The sequence below is a fragment of the Modicisalibacter muralis genome (assembly GCF_900102945.1).
Taxonomy (GTDB): domain Bacteria; phylum Pseudomonadota; class Gammaproteobacteria; order Pseudomonadales; family Halomonadaceae; genus Modicisalibacter; species Modicisalibacter muralis.
Window position 1 is genome coordinate 122,547 of the sequence record NZ_FNGI01000001.1, and the last position, 19,805, is coordinate 142,351.

A 19,805-nucleotide genomic window follows, 5' to 3' on the forward strand; every position below is an offset into this window, starting at 1 on the left:
CTCACTGGTATCGGTAAGTATTATCCTGGCACCTAAATTATCATACCAAGTCATTGAATTGCGCCTTCGGTGCCAATAGTAAAATTCTCTCTGTATTCATGGTTATGAGGAAGGAATAGGCCTATCACCTTCTTGGCTTGTTGTTATATTAATGCTTATAGGCCGTATTTTTAACTGTTGGGTTGGTCTAAAAATACCTGGCCGAATTTAATAGCAAAATAAGAGTTATATTATGATGCAGGGAATTAAAAAAATAATTGATCTCAAAGTGCTGTCGGAGCTAAAAAAGCTAAAGCGAATGTTGTTCGCGACCTTTGGTAGAGATTTTTATAACATAATTAAATATGGCTTGAGTGCGCCAAGGCATTCTCAGTTATTTTACCTGGACCCTCGGGAAGTCAGGCAGACAGTCAATTCCAAGGATTGGCGTAGAAATGATACAGGAAAAATCGAGGATGGCGATTGGGATCTTCGTGTAAATAATATAAACGATGTTAAAAAAGTAAGAATGGTTAAAGAGCGAATTTTGAAAGGGTTGACTTGGGAGGAGGTCGGGGCTTATAGGCATATGCAGGAATTACTTGAAAAGCATTCTTTCTACGATGATTGCAAAAGCCTGGATGATGTGTATCTCAGATATGAGCGGGTTGATAAAATCATAGAGGCTCTGCGATCAGGCGGAGACTATTTTAAAAGATTGGATATTAGCCGTGGTAATTTCAGGGAAAGTGGTGGGGTATATATTCACATTGGTAGAAATGGAGAGTATATCTTCGGTCGTGGTGGTTGTCACCGGCTAGCAATAGCACAAGCTCTTGGAATCAAGAAAATACCGGCTCAAGTCGGAGTGGTGCATAAAATCGCTGTAGAAAATGGAACTTGGCGGAAAATATTGCAAGAAAGCTTCAAGCCCGATGAACTGGAATGACCCCACCTTCCATCGGTAGACGACATAGATCCTGACTAAGGTCATCGGCAGGCCCCAGGAGAACGCACCCGGCCCACATGGCCCTCCCTTGTGGGCTGCCACGCTTCCCCACCGGGTCCACCGGGTTTGAAAAGCAGACGGGTTACAATCTTGACGCTTTTGGCTCTGCGGTCGTGTTGGCACTGGCAAACGCTGGCTGACGCCCTAAGGACGACTTGCGATCAAAGGTGTTTATGTATCCATGCTAAGTCATTGATTCGCCATTCAATAACCCACATCAATTAATTTTCTAATTATTCAGACGGTTTGGTTATTAATATAATTAGAAGTGGATCATTAAAAAAATGAGCCTATGACCAGGCGCTTTATGTGTAACGATGTGTATAAGGAAGGGCGGTTGCTGTTAAATCCCATTAAATATTTAGAGGCTATTTCTAAGATTAAAATTAATGGTGTTCATGGTTCTGGAGATAGCCGAGGGAACGCTCAGGGGCGGTAGCGTGGAAAGATGTTTAAGGGTTTGAGTGTTTTTTCAGTAGCTATAAAAGCTATTTTGTGAGTTTTATTTGTGTAATTAAGTTTTGTTAGTGCCACAAAGAGAAACTTTCCAGCTAGGAAGTCGACACTTATGGATTTGATGGGTAAGAAAATTCTCGTTACCGGGGCGGATGGTTTTATTGGCTCGCATCTCACGGAGACTCTTGTAAGGCTGGGTTACGACGTTAGAGCCTTTGTGATGTATAACGCCTTTAACAGTTGGGGCTGGTTGGACGAATCCCCTCTTGAGATACGTAGCAATTTAGAGGTCATTGCAGGTGATATCCGCGATCCACATGGCGTGCGCCATGCCATGCGTGGCTGCGATGTCGTTTTTCATCTCGCTGCGCTGATCGCTATTCCTTATTCTTATCACTCTCCCGATACCTATGTTGATACTAACATCAAGGGCACTCTTAATGTTGTGCAGGCGGCGCGTGATTTGAATGTGGCCAGGGTCGTTCAGACATCAACTAGCGAAGTTTACGGTACAGCTCGCCAGGTGCCCATCACCGAGGAGCACCCTCTCCAAGGGCAATCCCCTTACTCGGCTTCCAAGATTGGTGCCGATCAGATCGCCTTGTCCTTCCATCGCTCCTTCTCGACACCGGTGGCGCTGATACGTCCATTCAATACCTATGGGCCTCGACAGTCCGCTCGCGCCGTCATTCCCACCATCATTTCTCAAATCGCTTCCGGCGTGCAGCGGCTTAGTCTGGGTTCGGTACATCCAACACGCGATTTCAGTTTTGTCGATGATACCGTGGCTGGTTTTATTCGCGTTGCCGAATGTGACGCCGCGGTGGGTGAGATCATCAATGTCGGCAGTGGCTTCGAAATCAGCATCGGTGACACGGCCGCGTTGATCGCGGACCTGATGGGGCGAGAGATCGACATCGATACCGATCCACAGCGGCTGCGACCCACGGATAGCGAGGTCGAGCGTCTCTGGGCAAGCACCGAGAAAGCCTCACGACTATTGGGTCATCATCCCGATCATGGGGGGCTCGATGGTTTGCGGCGGGGGCTTCAGAAAACCATCAACTGGTTTGGCGAAGCCGATAATCTGGCGCGCTATAAGTCCCATCTCTATAACATCTAGGCTTGATGCTCCTCTTGCCAGTGATAGGAAAACGCATGAGTGAGTTTTGCATAGTGGGCGGTGGCGGTCATGCTCGGGTTTTGCTGTATGGATTGCAGCAGCTTGGGCACCAGGTTCGCGGTTATACGGCTCCGCGCGATGAAGGCGTATCGATGGCCATCCCCTTTTTGGGTACTGACGACGATTTCCTCGATCGCTGTGCGTTATTTCCCGAGATGGCGGTTCTCGGGCTGGGCAAGGTGACGATCGGCCATCAGCGCCTTGCGCTTCTTGAGCGCTACCAAGCCTGCGGCATCGACTTCCCCGTCCTTTACGCCCAAGGGGCCATCGTCCACGGCAGAGTCGATTCAGGCGCCGGAAGTGTCGTTCTGGATGGTGCCGTCGTGGTAACCGGCAGCCGCTTGGGCCGCGCTTGCATTATCAATACACACGCCACCGTCGATCACGACTGCGTGCTAGGAGACGACGTTCACGTGGCATCCGGGGCTACGCTCAGCGGCGGTGTGATCGTCGGCGACCGATGCATGATCGGGACGGGCGCCAATCTCATCCACGCCGTGCGCATATGTGCCGATTCCGTCATCGGCGCCGGGGCCACAGTAATTCACGACATCATTATGCCAGGTACCTATGTGGGAACCCCGGCGAGGAGAATTGCATGAGGGGGGCGTCTTCTACCTTTGTGATCGCTGAAGCCGGCGTGAATCACAATGGCTCTCTGAAACTGGCGCTTGAACTGGTGGAAAGCGCTCAGGGTTGCGGCGCCGATGCCGTCAAGTTTCAGACCTTCAAAGCAGAGCGCCTGGTCACGCGTGAGGCCGTTACGGCCGCTTACCAGCAACGTGCAATGCCGGACTCGATGTCGCAGTACGCCATGCTTAAGTCGCTCGAGTTGTCCGAGGCGGACTTCAGACAGATCCATCAACACTGCCGGGCTTGCGGGATCGAGTTTCTTTCCAGCCCCTTCGACGAGATCAGTGCCGCCTTTCTTCATGAACTCGGCATGCGCACCTTCAAGGTCCCCTCGGGAGAAATAACCAATATACCGCTGCTGGAAACTATCGGTGGCTTGGGCAAGGCGGTGATCCTTTCGACGGGCATGTGCTGGTTGGGCGAGGTGGAGGCCGCACTGCGAACCCTGAAAAAAGTGGGCGCCGCCGAGATTACGCTGTTGCACTGTGTGACCGAATACCCCGCTCCCTACGACGAGATCAATCTGTCCGCCATGGCCACACTGTCTAACGCCTTCGGGGTGAAGGTGGGTTACTCGGACCACACCGCGGGTATCGAGATCCCTATCGCGGCGGTGGCCATGGGGGCAACGGTAATAGAGAAGCACTTTACCCTGGATGCCGCCATGTCAGGGCCAGACCACGCCGCTTCCATGGAGCCCGGGGATTTTCAGCGCATGGTTCAGGCCATCCGGCATGTCGAGAGTGCGCGCGGTGATGGTCTTAAGCAGCCGGCCCCCTGCGAACGTGCCAATCTCGATGTCGTCCGCAAGAGCATCGCCGCCGGCCAGAACATTACCGAAGGCGAGATCATCACTCGCAGCGATTTGACCATGAAACGCCCAGGTACGGGATTGCCCCCTTCCTTGCTGGAGACGATTATTGGCCGTCGTGCCGCTCGCACGATCGGGGCCGATCAACTGCTTGACTGGCGAGACCTAGCATGACTCCACGCCGGATCTGGGTATTGACAACGACCCGAGCCGACTATGGCTTGCTCTACTGGCTGCTTCGCGAGATCGACGACGATCCCGAGCTGGAGTTGATGTTGGCGGTAACCGGCACGCATCTTTCCATGGAGTTCGGGCTGACCGTCAGGGAAATCGAGCGAGATGGCTTTCGTATCCATCGACGCATGGAAATCCTGCTGTCATCGGACAGTCGCGTCGCCATGACCAAAGCCATGGGCTTGGCCATGCTGTCCTGCGGTGACGCTCTTGCCGAGGATTGCCCCGATCTTTTAGTGCTGTTGGGTGACCGTTTCGAGATCGCGCCGGTGGCTCTAGCCGCCGTCGTGCAGGGCATACCGGTGGCCCATGTGCATGGGGGCGAAACCAGCCGAGGCGCCCTGGATGAGTATTTCCGGCATGCCGTCAGCAAACTCGCCAATATGCATTTCCCGGCCGCCGAAGCCTATCGTCAACGCATTCTGCAAATGGGTGAAGACCCGGCATTAACCTTCAACTATGGGTCTCCGGGGCTGGATCATCTCTACCGTAGCGAGTCGATAGGTCGGGAGGCACTGGTCAAAGCGCTAGGCATACCCCTGGACCGGCCTACGGCAATCGTTACCTATCACCCGGTTACCACCGGCGAGTCGGATACCTCGGCCGACGCTCAGATCATGGCCTTGCTGGAAGCGCTCGAACCCTATGGCGATCTCCAGATCGTCTTTACCAAGGCCAATGCAGATACCCAGGGCCGCGAAATCAATGCTCGCCTGACGCAGTGGTGTAAAGCCCACCCCGAACGTGGCCACCTGTTCGATAGTTTGGGTCAACGGCTTTACCACAGTTGTCTTCGGCATTTGGATCTGATGATTGGCAATTCTTCGAGTGGCCTCGTCGAGGCGCCGTCGTTTCGGCTGCCCGTCGTCAATATAGGATCTCGACAGGAAGGGCGTCTAACAGCAGACAATGTCATTTCCACCGACTGCAACGTTGCCGAAATTCGCAGGGGAATCGATCGAGCCTTGCGCGCGGAATTTCGCGACACATTGGTTGATCTACTCAACCCGTACGACCGGTTTAGAGACGGAAAAACTTCACGAAGAATCAAGGAAACCCTAAAGACTATTCCGCTCAATGAAACGTTGACAAAGAAACGCTTTCACGACTTATCGGTAGTCGCAGGAAACGATTGAGACAGGAGGCATAACATGTTCGAGTCACTCTTGATTGATGAACAACGCCAGGTTCTGGAAGCGCTACATCAGTTGGAAGAGATAAGTCGTAAAATCCTCTATGTCGTTAGCGAAGACAATCGCCTGTTCGGCACCCTGACCGATGGCGACGTTCGCCGCTGGATTCTCAGAGGCGGAGATCTGGATGGCGTAGTGGGGGATGTATGCAACCGCGCTCCCTATGCGGCCAAGGCCGGCGATGATGTCGGCACTATTAAAAGTGCCATGCACACTCTTAAGATCACATCAGTGCCCGTTCTCGATGAAGAGGGGCACATTATCGATATGTATTTCTGGGAGACCCTATTTCAGGAGGATCAAAGCGCCAAGCAACCGGAAGCGCTTGATCTCCCCGTGGTGGTGATGGCCGGTGGTAAGGGGTCTCGGCTTGCTCCCTTTACCAGTGTGCTTCCCAAACCTCTTATCCCTATAGGGGAGAAGACGGCAATCCAGGTAATTCTCGACTCTTTTGTAAAATGTGGTGTCGATGAGTTCTACCTTTCCGTCAATTACAAATCGAAACTGATTCAGGCCTATTTCGAAGAACTTGACCCATCGTATCGGCTTAATTACATCTACGAAGACGAGCCACTAGGGACGGGCGGTGGCCTGCATACTCTGGCCGGTAAATTTAAAGGGGATTTAATGGTCACCAACTGTGATGTGATAATCAAAGCAGATTATCACACCATGGTCGAGCATCATCGAAAGGAAAGCAATGATATTACCATGGTGGTATCGATGCGTCCTTACGATATTCCCTATGGTATCTGCGATATCGTTGACAACGGGCAGCTTTGTGCTATGCGCGAGAAACCCCACTATAATTTTATGGTGAATACTGGGTTGTATGTTCTGCGGTCTTCGGTTCTCGAGATGATTCCCAAAAATAAATTCTATGACATTACCGAGCTAATCGAGGACGTCAAGAGCCGTGGTGGCCGGGTTGGCGTTTATCCAATTAGTGCCAAGGCATGGTCGGATACTGGAGAATGGCAGCAATATTGCGACACCATGGCGCAATTAAGATTGGCTTAATACTCATCCCAATATCAGGTAATGTCCATGATCGACGGAAAAAGAGTCATTGCTGTAGTCCCGGCACGTGGCGGTAGTAAAACTGTCCCGGGAAAAAATATCCGATCCTTGAATGGTAAACCGCTGATTGCATGGACTCTGGAGCTCGCTTCGCAGGTAAAGGAAGTCGATCGTGTCATCGTCTCGACCGACAGTGCCGATATCGCCAAGGTGTCAAGAGATTATGGTGCCGAGGTTTATACGCGCTCTCCAGAGCTTGCGATGGACAATTCGCTAGTTCTCGATGCACTGCTCGATCTGGCACAGCGCTTACACAATGAAGGCGAGAGCGCTACATACGGGCTCCTGTTGGAGCCAACGTGTCCGTTCAGACAAGCGGCCGATGCACGGTCCTGCCTGTTTCGGTTGCATCACGATGAACTCGATTCCGTAGCCACCTTCAAACCCGCCGAGTTGAACCCGCATCGAGCATGGCGAATTGATAGCGGCACGCCTGAGACGTTCATCGACGGTAGTGTACCCTGGTTGCCTCGCCAAAAATTGCCTGAAGCTTATCAGCTTAGTGGTGAAGTTTATGCTTTCCGTTTCGACAAACTCGAGCTTGCCAGCCGGGGAATGCTGTTCGGCCGTACGGGGGCTGTTGTCGTGAATGGCGAGCACTCCCTGGATATCGATAACGAGCGGGATTTCCTAATGGCGGAATTCATTACCAGCGAGTGGAATCATGAACAGATCACTGCATGAGTTAATGGACCTGACCGGACGCACCGCGCTGATTAGTGGGGGGGCAGGTCATCTTGGCAGTGCCATGGGCGAGGCACTTGCCGAGTTGGGCGCCAATGTGGTTCTGGCCAGTCGCGACGGAAGCCAATGTGAGGCCATGGCGGCACGGTTGAGTGACATTGGGCCTGGTCACCATCAAGGTATTGAACTCGACGTCACCGATAAAGCGTCCGTGACACGCTGTGTGGAGATGTTGCGCGACAACTACGGTGGGCTGAATATTCTGGTCAACAATGCCTGGTCCGGGCGTAAGAACAGTTGGGAAAGCATTCAAGAAGATGATTGGTACTACGATGTCGACATTAGCCTGAATTCCGTTTTTCGCATGGTAAAACAGTGCTACCCGCTGCTAAAGGGAAGGTCGGGCTGCATCGTAAACATAGCCTCCATGTATGGCCATGTAGCACCGGACTATCGACTCTACGCAGGTACCGACCACGCCAATCCCCCTAGCTATGGAGCCGCCAAGGCAGGTGTGCTGCAATTCACTCGCTATTTGGCAAGTTTTCTTTCGCCCGACGAAATTCGCGTTAACGCATTGAGCCCTGGAGCGTTTCCTCATTCCATAACTCAGGAAAACGAAGCATTCATGCAACGCCTTAGGGACAAGGCTCCCTTGGGGCGACTGGGGCAGCCAGACGAATTGAAAGGTGCGATAGCCCTGCTGACCAGCGATGCCGGCGCGTACATGACGGGGCAAAATCTATGCGTCGACGGTGGCTGGGCAATCTGGTGACACCCATTAGATGACTGGATTTACTTTAATAAAAATACTAATAAATTTTGTTCAACATTGTCTTTGGCGTAGGGTGGGTAAATATGGAAATTTGCTTGGTTAACGATACATCCGATGATAATAACTGGGGGGCTAAGGCAACATCATTTGCACTTCGCGAGTTGATTGGAATAGCAGGGGGGTATGTTGGTTCGACTATATATCAGCACCGTATCTCTGCTCCTCATAAAAGCGACATAAAAAAATTTAGTGAAGATTTAGAGAGTGCTGAATTAACTTCTGAAGATAGAGATGTACTAGATGTTGCGCCAAGGAGTTGGAGTGAGTTCGAATGTAGTGCCCAGCGAGTCATGTGTGGCGAGATTTTTGAGGAAATAAAAACTGCTATAAATCAATGTGATGTTGTGTTAATTAATGGCGAGGGCTGTATTTACGACAGAACCCGACAAAGCCGAATGATTTATTTTATCGCTTTTCTAGCAAAAAAATACCTCGGTAAAGTTACAGCGCTGGTTAACCATAGCGTTGTTCTGAATGATTCCATATTGCTCGAGATTGCTCATCATGTTAATCCAATGCTTGATGATGTTGTGTTTCGTGAACCTGACTCCGCGTTAGCTTGCCAAGAAGGGCATGGAAGAATCGCAGCGGATGCGGCTTATTTTTCCCCTTCCCTCTCTGCAGAAAATAATACGCACGACGTTCATGCGAAATCCTTAAAAAAATTGTTGGATAGTACTGAAAGTTTTGATCCGATGAAACCCTATGTTTGTGTTGGAGGTGGCTCGGTATATTTTCGCGGTCTAAGGCCTGGTTTTGATCCTATCCCCGGCTTGGTTAGTCTTTGTGAAAAATTACGTCAGAAAGTGGGGCAGGTATTATTAACAGCTTCTTCAGGAAAAGATATGCATCTCATGGGGTCTGTCTCCCAAGAGCTTGAGCTACCTTTGATAAAAAACTCGGCTTCTACGCAGCAAGCCATTGATGTATTGGGGAATGCACAGGCTTATATCGGCGCCAGATGGCATCCCAGTATATTTGCCCACATTGGCGGTGTACCTGTAATCGCGATTAGTAAACACACACCAAAAATGGATGCTTTTATGAAACAGGCGGGAATGAAGCCGGTCCGCTTTGACCCTTTTTCTCTTGAGAGCCAAGCTGAGGGAATTGTCAATGAAGTGGAAAATTATATCGCTGAAGGAGAGGTTTTCAGAAAAAAATTTCGAGAAGGGGCCTTGCGTCTAAAAGAGCTCTCTAAAGAAAATGTAAGAGTCCTTCAGGAATATTCTAATTATAATTAATGCCATGCTTGGTGTTGTGAACAATCCTTTGCGTTGATGGATTTATTGCCATTGAGTAGTTTTATGGTAGTTGGTTCGTGTGTTCTGAGGAAATATTTCATATGCTAACGCGTGTAGGCGTCCTTGGACTTAGTCCAGGCAATGGCCACCCATTTTCTTACTCCTCCATTATCAACGGGTATTCTGATAAGGGCCTGAGTGAAGCCGGATGGCCAGTCATATACGATTACGTACGCTGTCGCCATGCTTCGGATTTTGGTGTTGGAGATTTAAAGGTTACGCATGCCTGGACGCAGGAACCTTCACAAACTTCAGCCTTGTGTCTGGCAGCAAATATTGAGCATGCAGTGAAGTCTCCCGCTGATATGCTTGGAGAAGTGGATGCCGTGATCATCGCTCGTGACGACCACACCACTCATCGATATTTCGCCGAGCCCTTTCTCGAGGCAGGCATCCCGGCGCTTATTGACAAGCCCTTGACATTGAATAAAGACGATCTTGATTATTTTATTCCATGTTTGGAAGCGGGAATGTTGATGTCCTGCTCGAGTATGCGATATGCCAAAGAATTGGATGCGGTGAAAAATAATATCAGTGGATATGGCGATCTTCGATTGGTGCGTGGAACAATAATCAATGATTGGGAGCGCTACGGAGTCCATTTGCTGGATGCGATTTTTCCATTAATGAAGTCTCGTCCGGTTTCGGTGCGAGCTGTATCGTCTAACCATGATTCTGTTGTAATAACTATGTCAGATGGGACGCCGGTGGTGATCGATGCTCTACATGAGGCGCCTAAAATTTTTAGAGTCGAGGCTTTCGGAACTCAAAAGATAAGCAGCCACGACATTACCGACAACTTCTCCATGTTCCGGCGTCTTCTATGGGAATTCTGGAGTATGATCCGCCATAAGCGTCCGCCTTATTCGCCGAAATGCACTGTCGATGTGATTAGCACATTGATTGCTGGAAAGCAGGCTCTACAGAGCGGAAATGAGGTGGCGATAGATGTCTACTAACCTCAGCCGACTATTTGACCTCAGCGGGCGGGTCGCCATCGTCACCGGTGGACTCGGCATATTGGGGCAGCAATTTTGTCGGGCACTGGCTGAATTTGGCGCGCATGTCATCGTAGCTGACCTGGATGGTAGCGGGGCCGATCGCTATGCCCGCGAGCTTGCGCGCGACACCAACGTTGCCTGTGCAGGCTGGGCCTGCGATGTTGCTAGTGAGGCCTCGGTTGAAGAGCTCATCGACAAGGCTATCGAGCGCTTTGGGAGCATCGATATCCTGCATAACAATGCCGCTAGCAAATCCGCTGATCTTCAGGCTTTTTTCGCTCCCGTAGAGCAGTACTCCCTTGCCGAGTGGCGAAAGATCATGGCGGTGAACCTCGACGGCGTGTTCCTGGTATCGCGTGCGGTGGGGCGGCAAATGATAGCGCAGGGCAAGGGAGGGAGCATCATTCATACCGGCTCCATCTATGGTCACCTCGGCAGCGATCCACGTATCTACGCAGGCTCGGAATATCTTGGGGTGGCCATAAATACACCTCCCGTCTACGCCGCTTCCAAGGCCGGTGTGGCCGGTCTGGCCCGCTACCTGGCCACGGCCTGGGCGGAGCACGGCATCCGCGTCAATACATTGGTTCCTGGCGGTGTGCAGAGCGGTCAGAACGCGGAATTCACATCCCGCTACTCGCAGCGCGTTCCTCTCGGGCGCATGGGTAGTCCCGAGGATCTGGTTGGCGCGCTCATCTACCTTGCCTCGGATGCCTCGCGTTATGTCACCGGCCAAAACCTGTATGTCGATGGTGGTTTGAGTGCCTGGTAATGACAAATCGGCTATAGGAGAGTTTGCGGTGACACAGAGCCTCATGATTGTGATGTATCACTATGTGCGTCCCCTTAAAGGAACTCACTACTCCAACCTCAAGGCTCTTGAGCTGGAGTATTTTCGTGGACAGCTCGATTTTATACAGCGTCATTGCCAGGTGGTGCGTATGGAAGAAGTGATCGCTGCCGCCCGGGGCCAGGGTTCTCTGCCTCCACGGGCGGCACTGTTGACCTTCGATGACGGATACCGCGAACACCATGAGCATGTCTTTCCGCTGCTTGCCGAACGCGGACTACAGGGGAGTTTCTTTCCTCCTGCTTGCGCCGTGCGCGAGGGGCGAGTACTCGGCGTTAACAAGATACATTTTACCCTCGCCAGCGGTGCAAACCCCTCGGGCCTGGTCAGTGAGATATTTACTGCCATGGATGAGAATCGTCGTGAATATGATTTAAAAGACAATGCGGATTACTTCGCGACCTATTCGACCGAGAGCCGTTACGACGATCCCGAGGTGGCTTTCATCAAGCGCATTCTGCAGAAGGGTTTACCGGAACCCCTGCGTGCGCCTCTGATCGATCGGCTATTTCGCCGCTTCGTGACCGAGGATGAAAAAGCTTTCGCCGCCGAGCTGTACATGAGCACCGATCAGCTTCGCGAGCTCCAGGGCGCCGGTATGTTTATCGGTAGCCACGGTGATCAACATCTTTGGTTGAACACGCTTTCCCCCGATGACCAGCGAAAAGAGATAGACGACAGCCTGGACTTCCTTGCCGAGTTGGGTGTTTCAACACGCGACTGGGTCATGTGTTACCCCTATGGCGGCTACAACGATTCCTTGCTGACTCTCCTACGAGAGAGGCAATGCGCGCTAGGCCTGACTGTCGACATGGGGGTGGCGGATATTTCGCGAAATGATCCTTTGCTTCTACCCAGACTGGATACCAATGATGTGCCTCACTCGCTCGAAGCGACGTTGCAGAACTATGGCTGGATGCAGGAAATCTCTGCTAACAATGCATAAAACGCTAGGGAAAAGCCAATGTTCGATATGATGAAACTGCTTTCGGACCTGACACCACTAAACCGGGTCGTTTGTTCAAGCGATTACGACGATACTATTCGTTATATGCAAGATATCCTGCCTTTCCGGGAGCATACCTACCCAGCGGGGGATGACTATAACGGTTGGGTCATACCGCCAAAATGGGATGTCAGGACCGCCCGAATAGATTACAAGGGGCAACGGATTTACGACGGCAGTCATCACCCGCTGGCTGTCATGGCCCTTTCGGCACCTTTCCAGGGAACTGTGACGCGCGAGCAGTTGCGTCAGCATTTGCATTACGATCACCGATACCTCGATGCGATCCCTTTTCATTTTCGTCAGTTGTTTCGTAGTTGGAAGCGTGACTGGGGGTTTTGTGTCACGCGAACCTTTTTCGATAGCCTTGAACCGGGCGATTATGACGTCGTCATCGAAACCGAAGAAGCCCAAGGTATATTGCGAGTACTCGATTATACTCTCGAGGGTCGATCGCCAGAGACCATCGTTTTCGGTGCTAACCTGGACCACCCAGGTGTTGCTAATGACGGTCTCTCGGGGGTGGCAGTAGGCGTGGCCCTGTTCGAGGCCCTGCGTAAACGCCAGCACCCACTGAACTTCAGCTATAGGCTCGTGCTGGCACCAGGGATTATAGGAAATGAATATTATCTTGGTCATTTGCCAGCCGGGGAACGCGAGCAACTGCTGGAAGGCGTAATGCTTGAAATGCTCGGTTCACCAACAGAGCTGTCCTTGCAGTTCTCCCGCCATCGGCAGGCCAATATAGAACTTACGCTGGCCGATGCGCTGGCTGAGAGCGGTTTTCGGTACCACACCGGCGAGTTCGAAAGCGCGCTTATTAACGATGAATATATCTGGGAAGCCTATGGTATACCCATGGCTTCATTGTCACGTTATCCCTATCCGGAGTATCACACCGACCGTGACAATATTTCCTTGATGAGCGACGAATGTCTCGAAGAAGCCGTTCAGGTATTGCTGCGGGCGGTCGACACGCTGGAAGCAAGTCCGGTCGTACGCAAGCGTTTCTCCGGAAATATCTGTCTTTCACACCCGGCTTATGATCTCTATATCGATCCTGGACAGGTCGCCTTCGGTGACATTCCAGACGATCAGCGGCGCCGAATGCGTCTCTTGATGGATATTATTCCGACGCTCACCCGGACCACCAGTGTGAATTTGCTGGCTGGTAGGGTTGGCCTGCCACCGCTCTTGGTTGAAGGCTACCTAAGGCAATGGGTCCGGCACGGTCTGCTGGAGCTATCTTAAAGTCAGTATTGACGAGGCTAACGAAGCTCTCGGACAACCCCCTAAGCGCTTAAATAGATTGTCGGTGAATTGCTGCGCTCCTGCTTGGAGAAATAACTAATTATTATTCATCCAAATTAGTTGGTTTTGGAAATCAAGAATCCTTGGCTTAGAGGTTGAAAATGTTACTGTCAATAATTAAAAGGCGCCTCAGCTCTCCTACCACTGAAGGGACTTCGGCAGGCATGGGTGGAGCCAAACTTGGAGAAGCGACTCACGCCCGTGAAGTTCATCACCCACTGCTCGAGCATCAACGGCGACACTCTCGGCCATTCGAACGAATATTGATTAATAACAACTTCCACCTTGTCTTGGGGTGGTTTTTTTCGATCATACTTCCAGTCATGGTTATTTGGGGATGGGAGTTCTGGGATAGTATCGGGCCAGAGCAGTGGGCGGCAATAATCGGTTGTTCATCGGCATACCTGATGGCTACTGTTTCAGTACAACAGTTGGCTGGTTTGCCTCATGTAAAATCTTATGTTTTGGTCACTCCATGTGTAACGCTATATTATTTTTTCCTGCTTGTGGCACTGCAGACCTTTGCGGTCGAGTATGACCACTTGTATGTTTTGATTACCTATCTGGTGGGATGTGCTTCCAGTTTTATAATTTGTCTGGCCATATCCGTTTTCAGCCAGAAGATACTCGCGATCGTACCCTTTGGAAAGGCAGCGGAACTATACGAGAGCCAGGGTGCCGGTTGGTGCTTGCTTGATGTTCCCAGCCTCGATCATGTTCGAGTCAATGGTGTCGTCGCTGATTTGCAAGCCGATCTTAGCGACATATGGCGGCGCTTTTTAGCGGATTGTACAATTCACCGTATACCCGTATATAGCTCGAGCAAGGCTATGGAAATGACTTGTGGAAAGCTTTCTCTCGATCATCTTCACGAGGAAGTTCAGCATGGAAGTCTTTCCCCCCATGAAGGCTATGAAGCACTCAAGCGAGGCATGGACATTCTTGCCGTGCTACTGGTCATACCCTTGGTACTTCCACTGATGGCAATGACGATGGCTGCCATTCGCCTGGATAGTCCAGGCCCGGCCATATTCAAGCAGCGTCGCATGGGCTTTTGTTGTCGTCAATTTACGGTTTATAAATTTCGTAGCATGTATACGGGGTGTATAGGCAAAGGCTTTACCATCGATGGTGAAGACCCGAGGGTGACCCGGGTTGGCAGAGTGATTCGAAAATATCGTCTTGATGAGTTGCCGCAACTGTTCAATGTATTAAAAGGCGATATGAGCCTGATTGGGCCGCGTCCCGAATCCATGGAACTCACCGGCTGGTATGCCAAGGATGTACCATACTTTCATTACCGGCATGTCGTGCGACCGGGGATTTCTGGGTGGGCCCAAGTAATGCAGGGCTATGCCGCCGACGTGGACGGCATGATCGGTAAGCTGGAATATGATTTCTATTATATCAAGAACTTTTCATTCTGGCTCGATGTGCTCATCATAATACGAACTTTAAAGACTCTTGTTACTGGATTCGGCTCTAGATAGTCAATGTGGCTGTCATGAGTTGCGCGGTGTACTACCAGAAACCACTTTTGGTGATTTTAAATGTTAAAAAGTCTAACGGAATTTTATTCACTGTTAACGACGGAGCAGCGCAATAAACTATTGCGCTTACAGGTACTTGTTATACTCATGGCCTTCGCTGAAATTGCCTCGGTGGTTTCCATCGGCCCTTTCATGGCGCTGGTTGGAGATATGAGTCAACTGCAGGGAGAGGGGGCGATCGCGCAGGTTTATCGTGCGTCCGGTGCAGCCTCGCCGACCGATTTCCTGCTCTGGGTAGGCGTAGGCGTTCTGGTGGTCCTCACCTTGGCAGCGCTGGTTTCGATGGTCACGATTTGGCGACTTTCACTATATGGCGCCCGGGTAGGCGTTGAGTTAGGCAGTCGTTTATACAATCATTATATGCATCAACCATGGATATTTCATGCCAGCGGAAACAGTAGCCTATTGACCAACCGAATCACCCAGGAATGCCAGCGCATGACACTCAAGATCATCAACCCCTTGATGTTGATGAATGCCAAGCTGACCATGGCGTTTTTCATGTTGGTGGCCATCTTTATTTATAATCCGGTTGTGGCAATCGCTGGATTGGCGCTGTTCATAGTCGCCTACCTGATGCTCTACATGACGGTGCGTCGACGCCTGATTTCCAATGGTAGAGCCATTTCCAAATCGCAGGCACAACGCTTCAAACTATTGGTTGAGGGCTTCGGCGGCATCAAGGATGTATTGGTACTAGGGCGCCAGAACGTCTTTAACGAACGTTTTGAAGCGGCGAGTGGGCGTTTTGCCAAAGCTCAAGGTATCAACCAGGCATTGAGCCAAGCCCCGCGCTATGCCATGGAGTTGGTGGCCTTTGGCAGCGTGATCTTTTTGGTGCTCTATTTGCTGGCAACGCACAACGGAAACATGGGCAGTATCCTCCCCATACTGTCGGTATATGCATTGGCAGGCTTCAAATTGCTACCGGCGTTTCAGCAGGTTTACTCCAGCATCTCGCAGATTCGAGGCTCTCTGGCGGCGTTCGATGCGGTACGCGACGATTTGCGCGCAAGTGCAATAGGCAAGGTCGATAAAGGCCCCATCGACGTACACGAGGCCGGCTACATGACGCCAAAACGTTCCATCGCCTTGCGTGATATTTCTTTTCATTATCCGGGCAAACAGGAGCCGGCACTGAATGGCTTATCCATGGAAATTCACGCCAACCAAGTGATCGGTTTGGTTGGGGCCTCGGGCTCGGGGAAATCCACCACTATTGATCTGCTTCTGGGGTTGATCAAACCTGGTAGTGGGCAATTGATGATCGATGACCGGCCATTGTCGGAAGGTGATATAAGAGCTTGGCAAAACACACTGGGCTTTGTGCCCCAGAATATTTTCCTTACCGATGCATCCATTCGAGAGAACATTGCCTTCGGCTTGCCGCCAGAGTCCATCGATGATGAATCGGTCAGGCGATCGGCAAGCATGGCGCATTTGGATGAATTGCTTGCGGAGCTTCCTGACGGCCTGAACACCCGTGTGGGAGAGCGCGGTGTACAACTTTCCGGGGGGCAGCGGCAACGCATCGGTATTGCCCGAGCGCTTTATAGCGACGCCGAAGTGTTGGTGCTGGACGAGGCGACCAGCGCTCTGGATGGCATCACCGAAAAACTGGTCATGGATGCCGTTCACGATTTTTCCGGAAATAAAACCATCATTATCGTTGCCCACCGGTTGGCGACGGTCAAGCAATGCGATTGCATTTACCTGATGCACAAAGGGAGGGTTATCGATTCGGGCAAGTATGAGGATCTGTTCGGACGTAACGATATCTTCAAGCGCATGGTCGAGCATGCCTGACATTCTCTCGCTATATCTTTCGGGATTCATGCAATAAGGATGTTTTGTGAAGAAGAAACGTGAGCGGGGTGCCTTGGTGGCACCCCGATCTTTTTCAGGGACTCTTGGCACGCCCTGGATACATGCCAACACAGTTCTTGCGGCGACTTTCGTGGCGTCGTTGATCGTCCTGCCCTGGGGTTACGCGGTCGCACCGTTGCTGGCCGCCGGCGTGGCGCTCGTTGGCGGTATGGTGACACGGGACCGAGGTGTCCGGCTAGATGTCGAGGATGCCCTGTGGTTGTTGGCGTTGCTGAGTTATGCCGTGGTGTGGCTGGCGGATGTGGCGCGCACCGGCGTGTGGCCGGATGGCCGAGGAGGTCATGGGGTATTGCTGCCGCTTTGGCCGGTACTGGCCGCCGGCTTGCTGGTCTGGCTGCGACGCCATCCGCCAGCGCTGTTGGGCTGGTGGCTGGGATTGATTGGCGGCGCTCTGGGTGCCGGGGCGATCGCTTGCTATGAGCGGCTATGGCTTGGCGATTCGCGAGCCGATAACGGCATGAATGCCATACCCTTCGGTAATCTGGGGTTATTATTGGGTGTGCTGGCCCTCGTTGCCATGCTGGGTCTGATGAGCGGTGCATTGCGGAGAACCGCCTGGCTGACCGGCTTGCTGGGTCTGGCCGCCGTGGCGGGGCTCGTGACGTCAATGCTTTCCGGTACGCGGGGCGGCTGGATTGCGCTTCCCCTGCTTGGCTGGCTGATTTTTCGCACCTTTCATGTGATGCTGCCCGGCAAACGTCTGCTGATAATGATCGGGCTGCTTGGCGCCCTTATGATAGGCGCGGTGAGCCTACCGCAATCGGGTGTGCTGGCGCGCGTGATGGTGGGTGTTGAAAATCTCCAGCGCTATTTCGTCGATGACGTAAAAGGCACTCCCGAAGGGCTGCGTCTGGAAATGTGGAAGGCCGGTGTCGTGTTGTTTGCTGAAAAGCCGCTACTGGGGTGGGGGGAGGGCCGGCTACAAGCCGCCCGCGATGAAATGGTCGCCGAGGGTAAGCTACATCTGGAGGTGAGCTGGTATGAGCAGTTGCATAGCGAGGTCATTGATACGGCCGCGCGTCGCGGTCTGGTGGGCTTGCTGACTCTGGTCGGGCTATACGGTATTCCCCTGTTGTTGTTTACTCGTCACCTGAGAGGCACCCGCAGTTCTCGAGTGCGCTCCCTGGCACTTTCCGGGGTGATAATCTGCGTGTCTTTCATCGACTTCGGCTTGAGTCAATCCATGCTGCGTGATGCACGTGGCTTGGCGGGATACCTGGGACTTAACGTGATCTGCTGGGCGTTGTTGAAAAACCAGATAGCAGCCCGAGTCTCGAAATACCATTCTCACGATTCATGGGCGGTGAGCTGAGCAACGTCGTCAACGGTTAAACGATGGCTGGGGATTGCATGGCCAAAAGGGCACCTGAGGGTGCCCTTTTGCGTGAATACACTTGGATAAGCGGGTCGCTGGGCAGCATTATTGCTCGGATACTGTCGACTTGTCCGACTTGTCCGACTTGTCCGACTCGCCGTGCTCGGCGAGAAACGCGACGACCTGACCGAGGTGATCGGTGAATACGCCACCGGCCCCGAACAGCACCGTCTCGAATAGCGCGGTGAAATCCTTTACGCCATCGGGCAGTCGGTCGGCGCGCAGGGTGAAAGGGTGCACCACTAGCCCGGCATCGTGAGCGCGCGCGACCAGCTTGGTCGGGGTCAGCTTGCCTTGTCCAGATTCAGGACCTGTGGCGCCCAGGGCCCGACGCCTTCGGCGTAGTCGGCGAGCGCGGGTAGGGCCAGGGTGAGCGAGACGGCGAGCTGAAGCGTGGTATAGCGACCTCATGCGTTGTGGATTATGTGTGACGGCGTTGAAGCAGGCGGATTACGGTTCGGCCGACCAGGGCCAGAAACACCGGCGCTCCGACCAACAGGTAGAAATAGTAGGTAACGAAGCGCCAGATCAGTACGGCAGCGGCGGCGCTGTGCTTGCCGATCAATGGCATCAGGAGTGCGCTAGAGGTCAGCTCGACACCACCGGCCCCACCGGGCAGAAAACTCAATTGGCCAGCGGCCATCGCCAGCATCTGGATCACGAACGTCCACGCCCAGTCGACCGATTCGCCGAGGCCGTCGATGGCCAGATACAACACACTGTAGCGTAGCAGCCAATGGCCGCAGCAGAGCGCGAACACCAGCACTAGAATGTGCCGCGGCAAACGCAGTGTTTCGATCAGTGCTCGGCGGAAGGACAACAGGCGCCGGATGATGGCGAAGCGTCGACGCCGAGTCGGCCCTAGCCGCAATCGCGTTAGCCAGCCACCGCTCAAGCGGAGCAGATAAGAGGTGTGGCGCAACATCAGCCACAGCAACAGTAGGCCGCAACCGAGCAGCAAGATTGGCAGTCCAATCAGCCAGCCAAGGTTCAGTTCGATGGCTTCGACGACGGCATACAGCGCCACGCCGATCAGCGCGGCGAGAAAGAACGTCAGGTCGGTCAATTGATCGGCGATGAAGATCGCCGAGCCCCGCGTCGGGCGTACGCCGTGGCGAGTCAACAGCCCGAGCAGCGTAAGCGGGCCGCCACTGCCGCCGGGCGTGGCGCAGATCGCGAACTCGGTGGCCATCACCACGCCCACCGCGCGCGACTGGCTCAAGCGCTCGGAGCGACCCGCCAACAGTAGGCGCAGACGCAGGGCATTGAGATTCCAGCACACCACGATCAGCCCCAGCATCAGCACTAGCTGTCCGGTGGGAAAGTCGCCCAGCTCTCGTAGTGCACCGCGCCCGCCCAGCAGCAACGGAATCGATGCCGCGATGACCAGGGCGACAGGTAGCAACCATAGCGAGCGTGGCATG

18 protein-coding genes are annotated in these 19,805 nt (G+C 52.7%); 16 read left to right on the plus strand and 2 right to left on the minus strand.

The genetic code is table 11. From position 1 onward, the window contains the following. Window positions 1–232: 232 nt before the first annotated feature. The 16 genes from BLR92_RS00650 to BLR92_RS00725 all read left to right on the plus strand — a co-directional run bounded on the left by BLR92_RS00650 (window position 233) and on the right by BLR92_RS00725 (window position 18,318). Entirely contained in the window at window positions 233–928 is a 696-nt protein-coding gene (locus tag BLR92_RS00650; RefSeq protein ID WP_089724519.1) for a ParB N-terminal domain-containing protein, read from the plus strand. A 628-nt stretch (window positions 929–1,556) separates the two neighbouring features. Beyond that, entirely contained in the window at window positions 1,557–2,567 is a 1,011-nt protein-coding gene (locus tag BLR92_RS00655; protein ID WP_089724521.1) for an NAD-dependent 4,6-dehydratase LegB, read from the plus strand. A gap of 35 nt (window positions 2,568–2,602) precedes the next feature. After that, complete coding sequence (locus BLR92_RS00660; RefSeq protein ID WP_089724523.1) at window positions 2,603–3,229, plus strand: NeuD/PglB/VioB family sugar acetyltransferase; 627 nt, start codon at window positions 2,603–2,605, stop codon at window positions 3,227–3,229. Further along, window positions 3,226–4,245 (plus strand): N-acetylneuraminate synthase, encoded by a 1,020-nt coding sequence (neuB, locus tag BLR92_RS00665; protein WP_089724525.1) that lies wholly within the window; start codon window positions 3,226–3,228, stop codon window positions 4,243–4,245. Before BLR92_RS00660 ends, neuB begins: the two co-directional genes overlap by 4 nt. Then, a complete protein-coding gene (gene neuC, locus BLR92_RS00670; protein ID WP_089724527.1) occupies window positions 4,242–5,441 on the plus strand; it encodes a UDP-N-acetylglucosamine 2-epimerase in 1,200 nt (399 codons plus the stop codon). Before neuB ends, neuC begins: the two co-directional genes overlap by 4 nt. Window positions 5,442–5,456: 15 nt before the next feature. Further along, window positions 5,457–6,518: a sugar phosphate nucleotidyltransferase gene (locus BLR92_RS00675; protein WP_089724528.1), complete on the plus strand. Its 1,062-nt coding sequence runs from the start codon at window positions 5,457–5,459 to the stop codon at window positions 6,516–6,518. A gap of 27 nt (window positions 6,519–6,545) precedes the next feature. After that, window positions 6,546–7,262 carry an acylneuraminate cytidylyltransferase family protein gene (locus BLR92_RS00680; RefSeq protein ID WP_089724530.1) on the plus strand — a complete coding sequence of 239 codons (717 nt, stop codon included), beginning with the start codon at window positions 6,546–6,548 and terminating at the stop codon, window positions 7,260–7,262. After that, window positions 7,243–8,037: an SDR family oxidoreductase gene (locus BLR92_RS00685; RefSeq protein ID WP_089724532.1), complete on the plus strand. Its 795-nt coding sequence runs from the start codon at window positions 7,243–7,245 to the stop codon at window positions 8,035–8,037. Before BLR92_RS00680 ends, BLR92_RS00685 begins: the two co-directional genes overlap by 20 nt. An 83-nt stretch (window positions 8,038–8,120) precedes the next feature. After that, a complete protein-coding gene (locus tag BLR92_RS00690; RefSeq protein WP_089724533.1) occupies window positions 8,121–9,341 on the plus strand; it encodes a polysaccharide pyruvyl transferase family protein in 1,221 nt (406 codons plus the stop codon). Between the two features lie 101 nt (window positions 9,342–9,442). Further along, on the plus strand, window positions 9,443–10,360 hold the full coding sequence (locus tag BLR92_RS00695) for a Gfo/Idh/MocA family protein (protein ID WP_089724534.1): 918 nt from the start codon (window positions 9,443–9,445) through the stop codon (window positions 10,358–10,360). After that, window positions 10,350–11,174 carry an SDR family oxidoreductase gene (locus tag BLR92_RS00700; protein ID WP_089724536.1) on the plus strand — a complete coding sequence of 275 codons (825 nt, stop codon included), beginning with the start codon at window positions 10,350–10,352 and terminating at the stop codon, window positions 11,172–11,174. Before BLR92_RS00695 ends, BLR92_RS00700 begins: the two co-directional genes overlap by 11 nt. A gap of 28 nt (window positions 11,175–11,202) precedes the next feature. Beyond that, window positions 11,203–12,198, plus strand: a complete 996-nt coding sequence (locus BLR92_RS00705) for a polysaccharide deacetylase family protein (RefSeq protein ID WP_089724538.1) — start codon at window positions 11,203–11,205, stop codon at window positions 12,196–12,198. A gap of 18 nt (window positions 12,199–12,216) precedes the next feature. Then, window positions 12,217–13,509, plus strand: coding sequence for a DUF4910 domain-containing protein (locus tag BLR92_RS00710; RefSeq protein ID WP_089724540.1), 1,293 nt, complete (start codon window positions 12,217–12,219; stop codon window positions 13,507–13,509). A gap of 224 nt (window positions 13,510–13,733) precedes the next feature. Beyond that, window positions 13,734–15,059 carry a sugar transferase gene (locus tag BLR92_RS19850; protein WP_245703863.1) on the plus strand — a complete coding sequence of 442 codons (1,326 nt, stop codon included), beginning with the start codon at window positions 13,734–13,736 and terminating at the stop codon, window positions 15,057–15,059. Window positions 15,060–15,119: 60 nt separating this feature from the next. Next, the gene (locus BLR92_RS00720) at window positions 15,120–16,925 is read left to right on the plus strand and encodes an ABC transporter ATP-binding protein (RefSeq protein WP_089724544.1); all 1,806 of its coding nucleotides are present in this window, start codon (window positions 15,120–15,122) and stop codon (window positions 16,923–16,925) included. A gap of 151 nt (window positions 16,926–17,076) precedes the next feature. Further along, entirely contained in the window at window positions 17,077–18,318 is a 1,242-nt protein-coding gene (locus BLR92_RS00725; protein WP_089724546.1) for an O-antigen ligase family protein, read from the plus strand. A 108-nt stretch (window positions 18,319–18,426) separates the two neighbouring features. On the opposite strand, the gene BLR92_RS00730 is transcribed toward BLR92_RS00725, so the two are convergent. Next, window positions 18,427–18,621, minus strand: coding sequence for a hypothetical protein (locus BLR92_RS00730; protein WP_139171559.1), 195 nt, complete (start codon window positions 18,619–18,621; stop codon window positions 18,427–18,429). 181 nt (window positions 18,622–18,802) lie between these two features. Further along, window positions 18,803–19,804: a glucosaminyl phosphatidylglycerol flippase gene (locus BLR92_RS00735; protein ID WP_089724550.1), complete on the minus strand. Its 1,002-nt coding sequence runs from the start codon at window positions 19,802–19,804 to the stop codon at window positions 18,803–18,805. Window position 19,805: the final 1 nt, after the last annotated feature.

Coding starts and splice junctions, on each gene's coding strand:
- BLR92_RS00650 (WP_089724519.1), top strand. CDS start 233: ATGATGCAGGGAATTAAAAAAATAATTGATCTCAAAGTGCTGTCGGAG.
- BLR92_RS00655 (WP_089724521.1), top strand. CDS start 1,557: ATGGATTTGATGGGTAAGAAAATTCTCGTTACCGGGGCGGATGGTTTT.
- BLR92_RS00660 (WP_089724523.1), top strand. CDS start 2,603: ATGAGTGAGTTTTGCATAGTGGGCGGTGGCGGTCATGCTCGGGTTTTG.
- neuB (WP_089724525.1), top strand. CDS start 3,226: ATGAGGGGGGCGTCTTCTACCTTTGTGATCGCTGAAGCCGGCGTGAAT.
- neuC (WP_089724527.1), top strand. CDS start 4,242: ATGACTCCACGCCGGATCTGGGTATTGACAACGACCCGAGCCGACTAT.
- BLR92_RS00675 (WP_089724528.1), top strand. CDS start 5,457: ATGTTCGAGTCACTCTTGATTGATGAACAACGCCAGGTTCTGGAAGCG.
- BLR92_RS00680 (WP_089724530.1), top strand. CDS start 6,546: ATGATCGACGGAAAAAGAGTCATTGCTGTAGTCCCGGCACGTGGCGGT.
- BLR92_RS00685 (WP_089724532.1), top strand. CDS start 7,243: ATGAACAGATCACTGCATGAGTTAATGGACCTGACCGGACGCACCGCG.
- BLR92_RS00690 (WP_089724533.1), top strand. CDS start 8,121: ATGGAAATTTGCTTGGTTAACGATACATCCGATGATAATAACTGGGGG.
- BLR92_RS00695 (WP_089724534.1), top strand. CDS start 9,443: ATGCTAACGCGTGTAGGCGTCCTTGGACTTAGTCCAGGCAATGGCCAC.
- BLR92_RS00700 (WP_089724536.1), top strand. CDS start 10,350: ATGTCTACTAACCTCAGCCGACTATTTGACCTCAGCGGGCGGGTCGCC.
- BLR92_RS00710 (WP_089724540.1), top strand. CDS start 12,217: ATGTTCGATATGATGAAACTGCTTTCGGACCTGACACCACTAAACCGG.
- BLR92_RS19850 (WP_245703863.1), top strand. CDS start 13,734: ATGGGTGGAGCCAAACTTGGAGAAGCGACTCACGCCCGTGAAGTTCAT.
- BLR92_RS00720 (WP_089724544.1), top strand. CDS start 15,120: ATGTTAAAAAGTCTAACGGAATTTTATTCACTGTTAACGACGGAGCAG.
- BLR92_RS00735 (WP_089724550.1), bottom strand. CDS start 19,804: ATGCCACGCTCGCTATGGTTGCTACCTGTCGCCCTGGTCATCGCGGCA.